13 protein-coding genes are annotated in these 17290 nt (G+C 60.4%); 7 read left to right on the top strand and 6 right to left on the bottom strand.

Features of this window, described 5'->3' with window-relative positions; genetic code table 11:
• The first annotated feature begins 450 nt into the window (after positions 1-450).
• The 3 genes from ACOBR2_RS08255 to ACOBR2_RS08245 all read left to right on the top strand — a co-directional run bounded on the left by ACOBR2_RS08255 (position 451) and on the right by ACOBR2_RS08245 (position 4150).
• Complete coding sequence (locus ACOBR2_RS08255; protein WP_420239546.1) at positions 451-1524, top strand: energy transducer TonB; 1074 nt, start codon at positions 451-453, stop codon at positions 1522-1524.
• A 73-nt stretch (positions 1525-1597) separates the two neighbouring features.
• A complete protein-coding gene (locus ACOBR2_RS08250) occupies positions 1598-3490 on the top strand; it encodes a hypothetical protein (protein WP_420239545.1) in 1893 nt (630 codons plus the stop codon).
• A gap of 117 nt (positions 3491-3607) precedes the next feature.
• Positions 3608-4150 carry an outer membrane beta-barrel protein gene (locus tag ACOBR2_RS08245; RefSeq protein ID WP_420239544.1) on the top strand — a complete coding sequence of 181 codons (543 nt, stop codon included), beginning with the start codon at positions 3608-3610 and terminating at the stop codon, positions 4148-4150.
• Between the two features lie 67 nt (positions 4151-4217).
• Here ACOBR2_RS08245 and ACOBR2_RS08240 read toward each other — a convergent pair whose 3' ends face one another.
• The 3 genes from ACOBR2_RS08240 to tilS form a co-directional block, all read right to left on the bottom strand.
• The gene (locus ACOBR2_RS08240) at positions 4218-5648 is read right to left on the bottom strand and encodes an alkaline phosphatase family protein (RefSeq protein ID WP_420239543.1); all 1431 of its coding nucleotides are present in this window, start codon (positions 5646-5648) and stop codon (positions 4218-4220) included.
• A gap of 168 nt (positions 5649-5816) precedes the next feature.
• The gene (gene ftsH, locus ACOBR2_RS08235) at positions 5817-7730 is read right to left on the bottom strand and encodes an ATP-dependent zinc metalloprotease FtsH (RefSeq protein WP_420239542.1); all 1914 of its coding nucleotides are present in this window, start codon (positions 7728-7730) and stop codon (positions 5817-5819) included.
• A 263-nt stretch (positions 7731-7993) separates the two neighbouring features.
• Positions 7994-9436 carry a tRNA lysidine(34) synthetase TilS gene (gene tilS / locus ACOBR2_RS08230; protein ID WP_420239541.1) on the bottom strand — a complete coding sequence of 481 codons (1443 nt, stop codon included), beginning with the start codon at positions 9434-9436 and terminating at the stop codon, positions 7994-7996.
• 63 nt (positions 9437-9499) lie between these two features.
• Here tilS and ispD point away from each other — a divergent pair, with 63 nt between their 5' ends.
• From ispD to ispF, 3 genes are all read left to right on the top strand, one after another.
• A complete protein-coding gene (ispD, locus tag ACOBR2_RS08225; RefSeq protein ID WP_420239540.1) occupies positions 9500-10207 on the top strand; it encodes a 2-C-methyl-D-erythritol 4-phosphate cytidylyltransferase in 708 nt (235 codons plus the stop codon).
• A 169-nt stretch (positions 10208-10376) separates the two neighbouring features.
• Positions 10377-10652, top strand: a complete 276-nt coding sequence (locus ACOBR2_RS08220; protein WP_420239995.1) for a type II toxin-antitoxin system PemK/MazF family toxin — start codon at positions 10377-10379, stop codon at positions 10650-10652.
• A 506-nt stretch (positions 10653-11158) separates the two neighbouring features.
• Positions 11159-11776, top strand: a complete 618-nt coding sequence (ispF, locus tag ACOBR2_RS08215) for a 2-C-methyl-D-erythritol 2,4-cyclodiphosphate synthase (RefSeq protein ID WP_420239539.1) — start codon at positions 11159-11161, stop codon at positions 11774-11776.
• Positions 11777-11861: 85 nt separating this feature from the next.
• On the opposite strand, the gene ACOBR2_RS08210 is transcribed toward ispF, so the two are convergent.
• Positions 11862-12272, bottom strand: coding sequence for a Crp/Fnr family transcriptional regulator (locus ACOBR2_RS08210; protein WP_420239538.1), 411 nt, complete (start codon positions 12270-12272; stop codon positions 11862-11864).
• 326 nt (positions 12273-12598) lie between these two features.
• On the opposite strand from ACOBR2_RS08210, the gene ACOBR2_RS08205 reads away from it, so the two are divergent.
• Entirely contained in the window at positions 12599-14263 is a 1665-nt protein-coding gene (locus ACOBR2_RS08205; RefSeq protein ID WP_420239537.1) for a methyl-accepting chemotaxis protein, read from the top strand.
• Positions 14264-14334: 71 nt separating this feature from the next.
• Here ACOBR2_RS08205 and ACOBR2_RS08200 read toward each other — a convergent pair whose 3' ends face one another.
• Together ACOBR2_RS08200 and ACOBR2_RS08195 are read right to left on the bottom strand one after the other, a co-directional pair.
• Entirely contained in the window at positions 14335-15753 is a 1419-nt protein-coding gene (locus ACOBR2_RS08200) for a UDP-N-acetylmuramoyl-tripeptide--D-alanyl-D-alanine ligase (RefSeq protein ID WP_420239536.1), read from the bottom strand.
• Complete coding sequence (locus ACOBR2_RS08195; protein WP_420239535.1) at positions 15750-17261, bottom strand: UDP-N-acetylmuramoyl-L-alanyl-D-glutamate--2,6-diaminopimelate ligase; 1512 nt, start codon at positions 17259-17261, stop codon at positions 15750-15752. The genes ACOBR2_RS08200 and ACOBR2_RS08195 overlap by 4 nt, the downstream gene beginning before the upstream one ends.
• Positions 17262-17290: the final 29 nt, after the last annotated feature.

The raw sequence follows: 17290 nt of genomic DNA, 5'->3' as shown, positions 1-17290 counted from the left end.
GGACGAAGATTGCACGCAGGACGGCGGTAGGACATCTGTCTAACACGCTGTGTGGATGTGAGTTACAACTGCCCTACAAGACATGGAAGGTCGCACAGATTTCCCCTCCGCACTGCGCAGAATGCGACAACACCCCGTCAGGAGTGCCTTTTCGCCTGTCGTACAGAGCCAGGAGTGCCTGTTGTCCCATAGGCAGACAATTTGGCTTTCGCGGCATCGTCCCCCTCGTCCTGACCAAAGTCATCTACGCATCAAAAATGCGGAAAGAGCCGGAAAACTACCGTTTCCCGCTCCGGGATAGTTCCATTCCGGTTCATGCCTGGCACTGATCCGCCGATCATCCCATCAGGTTGTGCGCTGGAACGCCTGAGACGTGGGGCGCTCCACGCAGGTTCTCTTTCTAATTTTTCATACCTGTACCGCACTGGCGGAAGCACACGAGGAACAAGCATGACGAACAGCATGGCGATCAATATGGCTAGCAATATACCGAACAAGCAGACAAGCGCAGCGCGCTTTGGCCTGTTGCCAGAGCCGGAGCGGAACGCGGGGTCGATGGTGACCAGCGCGGCCATCAACGGGGCGATCCTTTTGATCGTTCTTTATGTGGGCACCATGGCGCATCACATGATCCAGGTGCATCGCTTTGAGCAGACGCAGCTGATTGTGCCGGTCAGCGAGCCGCCCAAGCCCAAGGTCAAGCTGCCGCCTCCGCCGCCCATGCCCGCGCCGCCCGTGGTGCCGCACGTTGAGTACGAAGCGCCCAAGATCGTGGCTCCGGTGCCGCCCAAGCCCGAGCCCAAACCCATTCAGATGGAGGCCAAGCTGGAGGCGCCCGCAATCAAGCAGGCCAAGCCCAACATCGTGCTTGCGCCCCAGCCCAAGGCCGCGCTCTCGGCCGCCATGCCCGCGCAGAACGCCAGCGTCAAGGCCTCCACCGCGCCGGTACATCTGGGCCAGACCTTTGGCGTAACACCCAACCCCAACGCCACGCGCGCCGCCACGGTAGCAGCCATCGGCAACCCTTACGGCGGCCATCAGGGTCCGGCGGTTGCGCCCCACGGCGTAGTCGGTTCCACTGGCATTGGCAACGGTTTAAAGTCCGGCTCGAACGCCGGCATGGTGGGCCGGGTTGCATCTGCGGGCATTCCCGGAGCCACGGCCGGCAACAGCATGGTGCAGGGCCATGTGGCCTCGGCCGGCATTCCGCGCGCCACCCAGGCGGTGGCCGTGCAGCCCAGCGTCGCCCAGGTTTCCGCCACCAGCTTGCAGATTTTGTCCAAGCCTTCGGTGCAATACACCAGTGAGGCCCGTCAATTGCATGTGCAGGGCGATGTGGTTCTGCGCGTTACCTTTACCGCCAGCGGACAGGTGCTCGTCCAGAGCGTCGTCCGGGGCCTCGGTCATGGTTTGGACGAAGAAGCGCGCAGAGTGGCACAGCAGATGCATTTTCGTCCCGCCACGCGTAACGGACAACCGGTGGACATGACGACTAACATCACGATCACCTTCCAGTTGGCGTAACATCGAGCCAGGAACAGACCGGCGAACCGGGTGGTCGCTGAAGCTGCAGAACGAACCCACTGAGGAGCTTTCCATGAAGTTTCGGAAGATACCCCTGATTCTATTTTTGCTTATCCTGGCACTGGGGGTACCACACGCTGAAGCCAAGAAGCAGCCGAAGTACGGCAAATACGGCAAGTATGGGCAGGCCCACCAGCTGACCGCCGAGCAGGCGGCACTGATCCAGCGCGCCGCCACCCGTGAAAAGGTGCTCATCAAGAACATCCAACAGCGCACCCCGCTGGTGGAAACCTATATTCAGGACACCCGGCCCGACGTCCACCTCTATCAGGTGCCGGTTTCCGACAGCTACACCCTCAGCCGCGTCGACTTTTCCAAAACCTTCTTCGACAAGACCTACGAACCCCGTTCGGCAGCGGCCCGTGGCGAAAAGCAGGGCTGGTTCAAGGGCTCACTCAACTCCATTACCGGGCTGACCAAGCTGCTTGGCCTGGAAAAGTTCACCTACTCGCCCACCGGCTTCATGCAGATGATGTTTCTGGACCCGACCAGCTTCGACCAGCAGCATTACGTCTTCAGCTTCGTCCGCCGGGAGTTCCTCGGCTCGGTGCGCACCTGGGTCTACGACGTGCATCCCAAGCCGGAGACCAAGGGCATGGGCCGCTTCTATGGCCGCATCTGGGTGGAAGATCAGGACGGCAACGTGGTCCGCTTCAACGGCACCTACACCGGCCCCACCACCGCCGACAGCTCCAAGTATTACTTCCACTTCGACAGCTGGCGCATGAACGTGCAGCCCGGCGTCTGGCTGCCGGTGGCCGTTTATGTGGAGGAGACCCAGCGTACCGAGGGCAGGAAGTCGGTTGGCCTGAAGGCCCAGACCCACTTCTGGGGCTATAGCCTCAAGTTGCCCACCCACGACAGCGAAAACGTCAGCGTCAAGGTGGACGACGCCGAGGATAAAAGCGACGACTCGGCCGACGTAGGCCCGCTGCAAGCCTCCCGCATGTGGGTGACGCAGGCGGAAAACAACGTCATCGATCGTCTGGTCGAGGCGGGCCTGGTGGCTCCCTTGAACCAGACCGGCTACGAGACCAAGGTGCTGGACCAGATCGTCGTCAACCTGATCGTGCCCAATAATCTGGCCTTCACCGACCAGATCCGCACCCGGGTTCTGCTCACCGACACGGTGGAAGTGACCACGGTCGGCAACACCATCCTGCTCAGCAAGGGCCTGATCGACTCCCTGCCGAGCGAGGAGGCGATTGCCTCGGTGCTGGCCATGGAACTGGCCCACATCGCCCTCGGCCACCACATCGACACCCGTTACGCCTTCAACGACCGCCTGCTCTTCCCGGACGAGTCCAGCTTCCAGCGCATCGACATGTACCACAGCGACCACGACAACACCGAGGCCGCCAAAAAGGCGCTGGAGTACCTGAACGCCTCGATGTACAAGGACAAGCTGCCGAGCGCCGCGCTTTATTACGCGCAGTTGGTGGACCGCGCCAAGGTGCTGAAGCAGTTGAACTCGCCCAAACTGGGCGACTCCCTGCTGAAGCAGGACGGCACGCCCTGGATGGCCGAACTGTGGCGCATGTCTCCCAAGCTGGACTGGGACGACCTGACCCAGACCGCCGCGCTGCCCTTGGGGAGCTGGCTGAAGACCGACCCCTGGGACGACAAGGTGCACATGCTGACCGCCAAGCGCTACGCTCCGATGAACGCCCGCGACAAGATGCCCTTCGAGGTGACGCCGATCTTCTACAAGCTGCAACGCTACGAAGTGGCCAATGCCCCGGCAGCAACTCCGGCAGAGCAGCCTGCGGCCCAACCGGCAACACAGCCGGAAGCCCAGCCTGCGACGCAGCCCGAGCAACAACAACCGGCCCAGCCGGCCCCTCAGTCAGCAACCCCGCCCAATGACCAGCAGCAACCCGCTACTGGCCCCGCGCAGGGACTGTAGGCGGACGGCACTCTCGCTTCCGGCGAAGCTCGAAGCTTCGCCGGCTGTTTGGATCGCGCTCCCGGAGCGCCTTGATGGCAGCATCGCAGTGACCCTGCACTGCAAGATGGATTGACGATGAAACGAACGATCTTATTTTTCGCACTGATCGCACTCATGAGCTTCAGCCTGACGGCCAATGCCCAGTCGGATCCCTCGGCCACTGGCCGCCGTAATTCTCTGTCCGTGGGCGGCATGGCCTCCGTCGGCCAGCCCGACTATGCCGGCAGAGGAATTGCCGAAAGCAGCCCCTACAAGCTCTTTGGCTACGGAGCATTTGTGGACTACCGCGCCAGCCGCTGGCTGCAGTTGGAAGCCGAAGCCCGCTGGCTGAACTACAACAAATACGAAGACATCAACGAAAATAACTACCTGATTGGTCTGCGCGAACCCATTCACACCTTCGGCAAACTTACCCCCTACGGCAAGGTGCTCATCGGCACCGGGTCGGGCAAATTTCTAAACGGTAGTGCCACCAACATCGCCTACGGTGGCGGCGCAGACTACAGACTGACCAAAAGGCTAAGCGTGCGCGGCGACTTTGAGTACCAGCGCTGGCGTGTGAACCCGACCCTGCACCCATACGTGGGCAGCATCGGCGTCTCCTACAAGATCTTCTAAAAACAGCTATAGACGTGCAAAAAAGAGGCTCCCGTGGGGAGCCTCTTTTTTTGCACGTCTATAGCGATTACTTCACGTTCAACGGCTGGGCCTTGGCGGTGGGCAGTTCAACGCCCAGAATTCCGGCCACGGTGGGTGCAATCTGACGCATGTCAATGACGCCCAGATCGCGTCCTGCGGCAATTCCCTTGCCCACGGCAAAGAAGGAAGCGCGCATCTGCGGATCTTCCGGTGAAAATCCATGTGAACCACGCGAACCCTTGATCGGCATCACCAGATCGCCCGTAAGCGCATTGCCGGTGTAGTAGCCCGCCTTGAGCACGATCAGGAACTGCGCCTCCGGGAAGCTGCCACGCTTGGCCAGCTCGGTTTTATCGAGTACCTGAGCCACGCCGCTCTGCGGATCGTTCTTGAGCCCGTCCAGCAGCGTACGCACCTTCTGCATCGTCGCGGCATCCGACGGATCCTGCACCATGACCGCCGCCATGCCGCCCGACATCCAGGGCTCAGCCTGCCAGCTCTTCACTTCCGGCATGTGGCTCTGCGGATTCTCGCTGCCCTGCACCAGACCGGCCTTCAGAAAAGGAATCGCCAGATTCACCTGATGCGTGATCGGCTCGAAACCATGGTCGCTGACCACCACCACCACCGCATTCGGATTGCTGGCCAGTGCCGCCGCTTCCAGCCGCGCCACCATGCCGTCGATCGCCTCGATGGTCTGATCGGACTCGGTGCTGAAGGGCCCGGACATATGCTCGGCCTCGTCCAGTGCGCTCAAATGCAGGGTCATCAGACCGGGCTTGTGGCGCTTGAGAATCTCGATGGCAAAGCGCGTCTTGGCCTCATCGCCCTCTACGCTCGTGTCGTTGCCCATCATGTAGGGGCCGGCGGCCGGCTCAATCTCGTCGAAGAGCGACTCGGGCCGCGACATGGCCTGAATCATCTTGCGGTCCGCGGGATTCGGCTGCGTGGTGGCACTGTAGTAGCGCCAGAATTCGGGAATCAGATCGTCCACATCGCGTGCGCCCACGCTCACCGGCCAGCCGATGCTTGCCGTCTTCAAACCGGCCTTGTGCGCTGCACTCCACAGAGTGGGAACCTTGATGTCACTTGCATACCAGTACCATGCGCCATCGTGGCACTGCAGCGGGTCGAACTGAAAGTTGGTAGAGATGCCGTGCTCGGCCGGAGGCACGCCGGTGATCAGCGTGGTGTGGCTGGGATAGGTAACCGTAGGCCAGACGCCGACCACGCCCTCGGCGTAGCTGCCCGAGCGCATCATCGTGCGCAAGGCAGGCAGCTTCAGCCCATGCTCGTCGGCCTTGGTCACGTACTCGGGCTTCATGCCATCGATAGAAATCATCAAGACAGGAACGACTTGCACTGAAACAGCATGCATTGAAGCAGGCTGCACCGGCGCGGACTGCGCACTCAGCACGCCCAGGCTACAGGAAAGCACACCACAAACCAACGCCTTGCGAAGCATCTTTTTCGCCAACGTAAAACTCCTCATCCACTACAGTCAAAAACTCTCTTCGCGATTTTACTTGCAGCACTTCAACAGGCGATGAATCCCACGCGCAGGGAATCCCGTACACCGGTCGCCGCACAAAGCAAACGGGCTGCTCCATGGAGCAGCCCGTTTGCGGTAGTAGATTGTGCGACGTTATGCCGGCGAAGGAGCGCCTTCCGGGAAGCCCGAGTTGGTGCTCTCCGGCTTCTGCGACGGCTCTGGCGTGCCCTTGTCAGAGGGCGAAGCCAGCACGGAACGCATCGGCGGCAGTTCCTTGCCTTCAATCAGCAGACGAACTTCTTCAGCATCGATCGTCTCGCGATCCAGCAGCGCCTGTGCAATGCGGTGCATCGCATCGGCGTGGCCTTCAATCAGAAGACGGGCAGCCTGATAGCCTTCATCGATCATCCGGCGAACTTCCTGATCGATCTGCCGCGCCGTCTCTTCCGAGAAGTCGCGGTGCTGGGCAATCTCACGGCCCAGGAAGATCTGCTCTTCCTTCTTGCCGAAGGTCAGCGGACCAAGGCGGCTCATGCCGTACTCGCAGACCATGGAACGCGCCATCTCAGTGGCCCGCTCAATGTCATTGCCTGCGCCGGTCGACATCTGGTTCAGGAAGACCTCTTCAGCGACGCGGCCACCGTAGAGCATGGCCAGCTTCGATTCAAGGTACTCGCGGGTGTAGTTGTGGCGATCATCGGGCAGATAAACCGTAACGCCCAGAGCCATGCCACGGGGAATGATCGTCACCTTATGAATAGGATCGGAATCCTCGCGCAGATAGGCAACCAGCGCGTGACCAGCCTCGTGATAGGCCGTTACCCGCTTCTCGCCATCGGTCAGCAACATCGACTTGCGCTCGGCACCCATCAGGACCTTGTCCTTGGCCAGCTCGAAGTCGTACATGGTGACCTGCTTGCGATTCATGCGGGCAGCGTTCAACGCAGCCTCATTGACCATGTTGGCCAAATCAGCGCCGCTGAAGCCCGGTGTACCACGCGAAAGCACGTTCAGATTGGTATCGTCGGAGGTGGGAACCTTCTTGATGTGCACGCGCAAAATCTCTTCGCGGCCACGCACATCGGGCAAGCCCACAACCACACGGCGATCAAAACGGCCCGGACGCAGCAGCGCCGGATCGAGTACGTCGGGGCGGTTGGTGGCAGCCACCAGAATCACGCCGTCGTTGGACTCAAAACCATCCATTTCAACGAGCAACTGGTTGAGCGTCTGTTCACGCTCGTCGTGACCACCGCCCAGACCCGCACCACGATGGCGGCCCACAGCGTCGATTTCATCAATAAAGATGATGCAAGGAGCATTCTTCTTGCCCTGCTCGAAGAGGTCACGCACGCGGCTTGCGCCCACGCCCACGAACATCTCAACGAAGTCAGAGCCGGAGATAGAGAAGAACGGCACGTTGGCCTCACCGGCTACAGCACGAGCCAGCAAAGTTTTGCCGGTTCCTGGAGGTCCGACGAGCAGCACGCCCTTGGGAATGCGACCGCCGAGCTTCTGGAACTTCTGCGGCTCACGCAGATATTCGATGATTTCCTTCAGCTCTTCCTTGGCTTCGTCCACACCGGCCACATCCTTGAATGTGACCTTCTTCTGCTGCATCGAGAGCAGACGGGCGCGGCTTTTGCCAAAGCTCAGGGCCTTGTTGCCGCCCGACTGCATCTGCCGCAGCATGAAGAACCAGATAGCGATCAGCAGCACAAAGGGGCCAATGTTGATCAGAAGTTGCAGCGGCAGGTTGCTGCTCTGCTCCTTGATCGAGAAGTTGACCTTGGCGGCGCGCAGAGCCTTGTCCAGCTCATCCCAATTGCCCGGCAGCGTCGTATGGAACTGATCCTTCGGGGAGGACTTCAGATGACCGCGCAGTTCGTTACCCTGCACTACTGCGTCCTGCACCTGCTGGTTCTGTATCTTATCGAAGAGATCGGAGTAGGAAACCTCCGTATCCTTGCCACCCAGACTGGCGCCACGCTGTACCACACCCCACAAGAGCACCAGAAGGGCCAGGATGAAGACCCAGAACAACACCGTTTTGACGCTAGAATTCACCAGAACTCCTCTTTCCCGGCGATGGAGGACCTACCCCATCACCGCCTGCTATACCTTAGACGCACGCCGCTTCCGTGAAGTCACAGAAAAAACAAAATGGTCGCGGAAGACACCCTTCCCCTTCCGCTGGAACAGCAGTCCACTCGATTGTACTCCGCAGCCAGACGAAATCGAAGAACTTTCAACGGCTCGAAGTAACTTCCTAACGACCCTACTTATTCCCTTTTACATCAACAATCTGCGCCGGCCCGGCGGGATTCCGCTCAAGGCTGTTCTTTCTCCGCTGCAACCCGCAATCCCGGCTCCGGCTCCAGTTCCACGCCGCGCATCCAGACGATGCGTCCAGCCAGCTCCAGCACCGGCCAACCCACCCTCTGGCTGCCGCTGATCTTCATTCGTTCCAGCACTTCCTTCACCTTACGCTCGCCAGAACTATAACGCATCCGCACCCGGTCTCCCGCCTTCCAGCCGCGCAAAGTGGCTGTTTTTCCAGCCAGTTCGCCCTCCACGCCGCCTTCCAGCTCGATGCGAAGCTTCAGCCCCGTGGCCGGATCCTCCAGTTGGCAGGGCAGCCTCCCGCTAACCTCCAGCTTGGCTTCGGCAGAGCCGGCGTCGGCTGCCGCCAGAAAGAATTGCAGCTCCCGAGGCGTGCGTTCGGCCCGCAAACCACCGGCCAGCTCCAGCTTTTGCCCGGCGCGGCCCTCGCGGCCCAAACGCCGTAGCGCTTCGGTTCCGGCAAAGTCCGCTTGCACACCCAACTGCGCCACGGCATAACGCAGCAGCCGCCGTTCGAGCGCTACCGGCAGAGCCGCCAGCCGCGTCACATCCATGGCCAACGTTTCACCCGCTGCCCGACCGCCACCCCGAACTGCCCGGCCACGCAACAAAAGCTGCCCCGCCACCCGCTCAACCTCGGCCGCCCACCAAAGCTCTTCCTCGCGGGCCAGCTCGGCCATCTGCGCCAGCTTTTCCTTCAGTTTTGGATTCCACTTTTCCAGCTGCGGCAAAAGTTCATGCCGAATGCGGTTGCGGGTGTACTCCAGCGAACGATTCGAACCGTCTTCCCGCCAACTCTGCCCGATGCTCTTCAGATAAGCCTCGACCTCAACCCGCGTCCCATGCAGCAGGGGCCGCAGAATCAGGAAACCCGGAATCGCCGCCCCCGGAGTCGCGCCTTCCCTACCCTCCACCCGCGGATGAATGCCGGAAAGTCCCTCCGTCCATGCGCCGCGCAGCAGCTTGGCCAGCACCGTCTCGGCCTGATCGTCCCGCGTATGCGCCGTGGCCACGGCATCGAGCGCCACAGCGTGGGGCACATCTTTGGACATGAGCGTGCCAAACCAGTCGTAGCGCAAACGCCGCGCAGCTTCTTCCGTCGTCTCGCCGGTACGCTGGACCTCGGCAGCCACGTCCACCTGGGCGGAGTGAAACTCCAGGCCCAGTTCCGCGCTGAGCGAACGCACAAACTCCAAATCGCCGTCGGCCTCGGCGCCGCGCAGGCCATGATGCAGATGGGCCACATGCAGCACCAGCCCCAGCTCGGTCTTGCGTGCATGGAGCGCCCGTAAAAGCGCCACGGAATCCGCGCCGCCGGAGACGCCCACGCCCAGCCGCATACCCGGCCGCAACAAGCTCAGATCCAAATGCAATTCCGTGGCCGCAGCTACAGGCTGCGCAATGCTCCCAGTCCTCTTTGCTTTACTCATCCTCTTCATCGTATTGCAGAATTCATGCCTACCGTACCCGCACAATGCTATACTCCACGAGTTATGCAGGTATTCGCGATTTTACCCGCCGCAGGACTCGGCACGCGTATGGCCGGGCCGCAGCCCAAGCAGTTTCTTACCCTGGATGGCGTGCCGATCCTGATTCATTCGTTGCGCGCCTTTGCCTCGGTCGAGCGCATCAGTACGATTTTTGTGGCGGTGCGCGCCAGTGAGATGGAACGCACGCAGGCACAGATCGGCGAGTACGGTCTGTCGGGCCGTGCGCATGTGGTGGAAGGCGGAGAAAAACGCCAGGAATCGGTGGCCAACGCCCTCGCTTCCCTCCCCGCCCAGGATGACGACATCGTATTGGTACACGATGCCGTGCGTCCGCTGATTGATTCCGCCACCATCGAGCGCACCATTGACGCGGTCGAGTTGCATGGCGCGGCCATCGTCGGCATGCCTGCCGTCGACACCATCAAGCAGGTGGAACGCACCGCCCATGGCGCGTTGATCACCTCCACCATTCCCCGCGAGTACGTGGTGCTGGCCCAGACACCGCAGGGCTTCCGCTACGGCTTGCTGCAGAAGGCCTTTGCCGAGGCTGAAGCCGATGGCTTTGTGGGCACAGACGAAGCCTCGCTCGTCGAGCGCGCCGGTCAGCCGGTGGCCGTCGTTCCTGGTTCGCAGCGCAACATGAAGATTACCCAGCCGGGCGATCTGGAACTGGCCGAGTTCTTTCTGAAGCAGCGCTCCGCCAAGGCTTAAGATTTCAACCTTCTTTACACCAAGCCCGGCCCCGGAAGCTCTCCGGGGCCGGGCTTTTTGTGGACTACTTTCGAGCAAACAGACAAGACACAAACATTCATAATGCTTTACCGTTCTTCAATTTTCACGGTACTCTTATCGCGTGATTTCATTCCGACCAAAATTAGGAATGGTGCTGATGTGTGACTTTCAGGGGATGATTCCTCCTGAAATGCAGAAAACGCGTCACGTCGTGGTGATGTCTCCTCGCCATAGAAGGGATTATCGGACGTGTGTTGTTGTACCTTTCAGCACGGTTGCCCCCGACCCGATTGAACCCTTCCATTACAAAATCCCAGCCGGCCGCTATTCTTTTTTCCGGCCAGACACAGACATCTGGGTTAAGGCGGACATGATTACGCACGTATCCTTTGCCGGACTTGACCGCGTAAGATGCCAGACTTGACCGCGTAAGAGACGGCAATCAATGGTGTTCGCCGATGCTTGGCGAAGAAGACATTGCAGATGTTCAAACCGCGGTATGGCATGCGCTCGGAAGACCTGGCCCAAAACTAGCGCCGCAACCGAAAGAAAATACCGAAAAACAAAATTGACGCAGGCCAAAGGATAGGGTAAGACTGGAGCGTTCCCGATAAATCGGGCTTGATGAACGTACGTAACGTCCCGGCGCAAGCTGCGACGTTTTGTTTTTTACACTTGATCAACTTCGCTCTCGCCGCAGTCCCATAACTTCTCTTCCGCTCAACTCCTGTGTAACAAATCCAATCAGAAGTTTCCCTATACAGCTGCCCTGCACACAATCGCCCCGCCAAAAGCGCCGTCTCATGAGAAAATCAAAAACTGGAACAAAGCAATGATTTGCCCACGCACTGGTCTATGACACGCACTGGTCAATGAGAGGTCGTCATCGAGAGGTCGTCATATCGTCCAGCGCAGTTCCTCAGGATGACCATGAATACACGCATCGGATTTGGTTACGACTCGCACGTTTTCAAGCCCGGAGTGCCGCTCCGCATTGGCGGCATTGCTCTGGACCACCCCGAAGGCCTGGCCGGACACTCCGACGGCGATGTGCTGCTGCACGCCCTGACCGACGCCATTCTGGGCGCGGTTGCGGCCGGCGATATTGGCACGTTCTTTCCGCCCAGTGATCCGCGCTGGAAAGGTGCCGACTCGGCCATCTTCCTCAATCTGGCCATGGAAGAGCTCTCCAACGCCGGTTACCAGCTGGTAAATACCGACATTACGCTGATTCTGGCCCGCCCCAAGATCAGTCCAATCGCCGCCGAACTGCGCGCCCGCGTGGCGGAGTTGCTGGACGTGCCGCTGGACCGAGTCAGCATCAAGGCCAAAACCCCCGAGGGGCTGAACCTGGACCATGTGGCCCAGTGCCACGCCGTCGCTCTGGTGGAACGCATCCACAATCACGAAGAACTGAAGCACATCAGCGATGTGATCGAGTCGCAGCATCAGCTGGAAGATGTGGTGGAAGACCTGCTCAGCTCGGTACATGGCGTGCCGAAAAAGCGCGGCGTTGCTCCGCTCTACGACACCGATGATATTACGTAGAATTCTTCTGCGCACGACAGGAATGCCCGCACCGGTTGCAATCGATGCGGGCGTTTTATGGGCTTTTTCATAGCGGATCAGGAAGCTACAAGGTCAGAGCCATGCGCGCCGTGCGCACTTCAGCGGCCAAAACCTGCAGAATCTTGAGCGAAAGCTGTGGATCAGAAACCATCAGCGCGGTAAATTTCTCTTGCGAGAGAAAGTCCACTCTGGAACCGGCATTGGCACTCACCGTCAGCGAGTAGGGATGGTTGCCGATCAGTCCCGGCAAACCCAGCAGCGATCCGCTACCGGCCTGAAAGCAAAGGATCTGAATCCCTTCCTCGCTGGCCATGGAAACGGTTGCCGAGCCCGCGTGCAGGATGTAAAGGCCGTTGGCTACATCGCCCTGATGGAATAATTGCCGTTCCTGAGTACAGTCAAGCGCAGTGGCGCTGCTGGAAAGCGCCTGAATCAGATCAGCTCCAGCTAAAAACGCAGTAGAATCAAGTTGCATGGGATGCTCCGAGAAAAAAAATACAAAAACTAGAGCAGGTGGGCTACTGATGGCCCTGTAAGTATCCTTTCATTGATTTTCTTTTAGAAATGTGATTAGTGTCACAGAAAGCCTCTGCCGCAGCCATCGCTGTCCGGTACAAAAGTCATAGGGCGGAATCTGTCCAAAGCCGAACGCTGCATGGGGAAAAAGAGGATTTCAGCAAACCTCGGTTACTCACGGCCCCTGCGAAACCGCCGATAACTTGTCTGTTGAACTCCATCCTGCGCGGTCCCGCCCGATTCCGTTCCCCCCGCCGCAGCCACACAATTCGACAGGGACAAGCAATGATCAAACGACTTGGATTCGGGCAGCTTCTGGCCGGCGGTTTTGCTCTAGTGCTTCTCATGGCCTTGGCCGCAGGCCTCATCACCACACTGGGCCAGTTGGCTTCCCGTCAGGCTGGTGATGTCGCTGCCAAAGAAACAGAGCATGCGCTTCTTGCCCAAAGGCTCTCCATGCTGCAGCAGCGGGAACAGGCCACCTCTCGCGCCTACTTTTTGCTCCCCAAGGAGCATGGCGACGAGCGCTGTGCCGAAGCCGCCAAACAGTTTGCCGCTACGCTTGACCAGCTGGACCGTACAGCGGTAACACCCGAGGCAAGCCAGGATCTGGCCGCCATGCGCTCCAGTTGGAGCAAGGGCGAAGCAGAAACCAAAAAAATGTTCGACATGGGCCGCAGTGGCCAGACCGAAGCCATGCTGGCCGAATTGCCGACCTCCGTGGCTCTGAGCAAGAAGATTCAAACCTCCCTTGGCAACTACCTTGCCTATGTAGATAAGACCGTGACCACCCGACGCGCGGAGCAGCACCAGATCGAAAGCCGCTCTCTACTATTCTCTTTCCTCTGTGGCGGAGTGGCCTTTGTGCTGGCCATCGTCTGTGGCCTTGCCACGATTCGCATCGTCAACGAACGCATCAGCCATGTATGCAAACAACTGGAATCCATTGCCGCCCGCGATCTATCCATCGACGACGCGGAGGTGGGCACCGACGATGCTCTGGGCAGGATACAGAACTCTACCAACGCCATGAAGCGGACACTGGTGAACATGCTCTGCGAGATGGAAGAGATTGGCTCCCATGTTTCCACGACTTCTACCCAGTTGGCTGGCGCGGCGCAGAGCACCTCGAAAAGTGCCGACGCGCAGAGCCGCCAGACGGATCAGGTGGCTTCCACGCTGGCTGAAATGTCCCACTCGGTGAGCGAGGTGGCGCAGCATTCCACGGTGGCCTCAGAGTCGGCCAGCCACGCCACCGAATCCGTGCGTCAGGGCGACGGCGCGGTCGTTCAGGCTTCAGCCAAGATGGAAGAAATCACCAGTCAGGCGGCCGTCGTCTCGACCAGCATTACCGAACTGGTACAGCAATCGGAGGGGATCGGCCGGGCGGCCAGCCTGATTCAGGAGATTGCCTCGCAAACCAACCTTCTGGCCCTGAATGCCGCCATTGAAGCTGCCCGCGCCGGCGTACACGGCAAGGGATTCGCGGTCGTCGCCGGTGAAGTGCGCCGACTGGCCGAGCAGACCGGCTCCGCCACCGCCGAGATCGAAAGCATGGTGGGAGGCATTCAGGAAAAAGCCCGCAACGTGCTGGAAAAAACCCAGGCGGAGAGCAAGCATATTGCCGAAGGCGCAGCGCTGAATGATAAGATTCGCTCCTCCTTCAGCCTGATCCGCGAATCGGTGGGCACAGTCGACAGCCTGATGGCCCGGATTGCCACCGCTACCCGCGAACAACTGGCCGGAACCGAGGAACTGACCCGCAACGTGGTGGAGATTTCGCAACTGAGCATACGCTCGGCCGAGATCGCGCGCGAATCCAATACCGCATGCGACGAACTTGGCGACCTGAGCACACAGATGCAGGGACGCCTCTCCGAGTTCAAACTGCCCGACGGAGCAAAGATGGAAGTGTGCCGCCGCTCCCATCAGGTCAACCGCAACCTCTGATGCTTGCCCCCTGCTTCAAAAGAAAAAGGCCGCACCTGTTTGGTGCGGCCTTTGCCTGTTGTATCCACGCTTCAGCCCGCCACAGTTGCGGCGTCTAGCGAGTTTTTATAGATTTCCAGAGCCCGCTCCAGATGCACGCCACGCGAGCCCTTCAGCAGTACCAGATCGCCCGCTCGCACGTGGCCTGCCATGTATTTGCCTGCCGCTTCGGCATCGGGCAGAAAGACCGCCGCCACACCGCCCGAGCAGGCCGCCGCCGCCAGATGCGACGCATTGCCGCCGACGCCAATCACCAGATCGATTCCCGCCTCAGCCGCCGCCCGTCCACAAGCTGCATGCAGCTCTGGTCCGTGCGCGCCCATCTCCAGCATCTCGCCCGCCACCAGAACGCGCCTGCCCCGGGCACTCCGCGCCGCCAGCGTGGCAATCATCGAACGCAAAGCCTCGGGGTTGGAGTTGTAGCAATCGTTGAGCACGGTCACAGCGCCCAGCACAAGAATCTCGCCGCGCTTGTCTCCCGCGCTCAGCGTACCCAGTGCGGCCAAGGCGGCATGCAGATCCACACCAGCTTCCAGCGCCACGGCCAACCCGGCCAGAGCATTGGTCGCATTGTGCCTGCCCAGCATGCCCAAAGTGAATTCCCCTCTGGTTTCATGCGAGACGAACTGCACGTGCAAGCCGTCCTGATCCTCACGGACCGCCTGCAGACGCGGATCGGCACAGGGACCATCGCCAAAGTAAACGGTCTTGCCCTGAAATCCGCGGCCGAACTGCGCCACATAGGGGTCGGCGGCGCTCAAAAACGCCACTCCCGCAGTCGGCAGCGCGGCAATCAGCTCAAACTTGGCGCGGGCAATACCGTCCTGCCCGTCGGCAAAGTTCTCAATGTGCGCCGTGCCCACGTTGGTGATGACGCCCCAATCGGGCGAAGCGATGCGGGCCAGCGCGGCGATCTCTCCGGCATGATTCATGCCCATCTCAATGACGGCAATCTCGTCTTCCGGCTCCAGGCGCAGCAATTGCAAGGGCAGGCCGAAGGCGTTGTTCAGATTGCCCTGCGTCTTCAGCACGCGAAACTTTGCGCCGAGCGCGACGGCAATCGCCTCTTTGGTGGTGGTTTTGCCGGCTGAGCCGGTTACAGCCACCACACGCTTACCCCAGCGGCGGCGCACATGCGCGGCCAGTTGCTGCAGTGCCGTCAGCGGATCGTCCACCAGCAGCAGCGGAATGGAAAGCGCCGCGTCAGACAGCGTGGCCACGCGATTCCGGCTGACCACGGCCGCCGCAGCACCGCGCCCAGCCGCGGCAGCCACAAAATCGTGGCCGTCAAAACGGTCACCGCGCACGGCAAAAAACAGTTCGCCCGGCTGTACCGTGCGCGAGTCAATCGAGTAGCCAGAAACCGTCAGCTCACCGGCGTTGGCGGCTACCGTAGGAACCTCCAGTACGGCGCCAGCGCCGATGGCGGCATCTGCAAGTGTCAGAATCATCGGCCTTCCCCATAGCCCATCTCCCGCAGGGACGAAAGCGCAACCTCCGCATCGTCGAAGGGGATCGTGCCATCCTTCAGGATCTGTTCCTTCTCGTGGCCCTTACCGGCCAGCAGCACCACATCGCCCGACTGCGCGCTTTTGAGCGCCAGACGAATCGCCGTAGTGCGGTCCGGTTCCACGGTATATTGGACGCCGGTTTCCTTCAATCCGGGTTCAATCTCGGCCAGAATTGCCGCCGGATCTTCCGAGCGCGGATTGTCGCTGGTGGCCACCACAAAGTCCGAGCCACGGCCCGCCGCCACGCCCATCTTGGGCCGCTTGGTGCGGTCGCGATCACCGCCACAGCCAAAGAGCGTAATCACGCGCTTGCCGTCTTTCTCGGTCATCTGCCGCGCCAGCGCCGTCAGGTTGATCAACGCATCGTCGGTGTGCGCGTAGTCCACAATCACCGTAAAGGGTTGGCCTGCATGCACCGTCTGGAAGCGGCCCGGAACCGGCTGGAGCTGCTCCACGCTCTTCACCAGAGCATCAAAAGCAACGCCCCGCGCATGCGCTGCCGCAAAAGCTGCCAGCAGGTTCAGGATGTTCACTTCGCCCGCCAGATGGGAGTGCAACTCCGCCTTGCCAACAGGCGTTTCCAACTGAATGGTGGCTCCGGCTGGCGTAAGCGTGTAGCCGGTGGCCTGCCACTCGCCCTTGCCAATGCCGTAGGTGCGCACCTCGGCTCCCGCGCCCTTGGCGGCATTCGCCAACGGTCTGGCCCGCTCGTCGTGCGCATTGATCACGGCCACACGCGGCGCGGCATAGCGCATGCCATCAAAGAGCAGCTTCTTGGCGGCAAAGTAGCGCTCCATCGTCTTGTGATAGTCCAGATGGTCGCGCGTCAGGTTGGTGAAGACGGCCACGTCGAAGTCCACGCCAATGGCCCGGCCCTGATCGAGCGCATGGCTGCTGACTTCGCTGATCAACTCGGTTGCGCCCTTGTCTGCGCCCTCGGCCATCAACTCGTACAGATCGCGCGATTCGGGCGTGGTGTGTACGGAGGGCCGCACCTCACCGCAGACGTGGTACTCGATGGTTCCCACCAGCACCGTCTTGCGCTCCGCCGCGTTCAGCAGAGCCTCAATCAAGAAGGCCGTGGTGGTTTTGCCGTTGGTGCCGGTAATGCCGATAGAGGCCAGCTTCTTTTCCGGATGGCCGAAAAATGCGGCCGAGGCTTCGGCCAGCGCGCGGCGGCCATGCTCAACTTCCAGCACGCCCACGCCCGGCTCATAGACCGTCAAATGGTCAACGGTATTCGGGTTGTCGGTCAGAATGCCGACCGCACCCGAGCGAATGGCCTTTTCCACAAAGCGGTTGCCGTCGTTGCTGCCGCCCTGCATGGCCACAAAGACGCTGCCCTTGCGCACTTTGCGCGAGTCGTACTCAATTCCGGTAATGGTTACGTCCGAGCTTCCGCCCGAGCCAACCGCGCTGACTTCGGCAATCAATTCATTCCAATTCATGCTGTGTTTGATTGTAGTCGCGTTGCAGC

The organism is Telmatobacter bradus (assembly GCF_048629425.1).
Lineage (GTDB): Bacteria > Acidobacteriota > Terriglobia > Terriglobales > Acidobacteriaceae > Telmatobacter > Telmatobacter bradus.
Note: the sequence above shows the minus strand (reverse complement) of the source record. Positions and strands in the feature narration are given on the sequence as shown.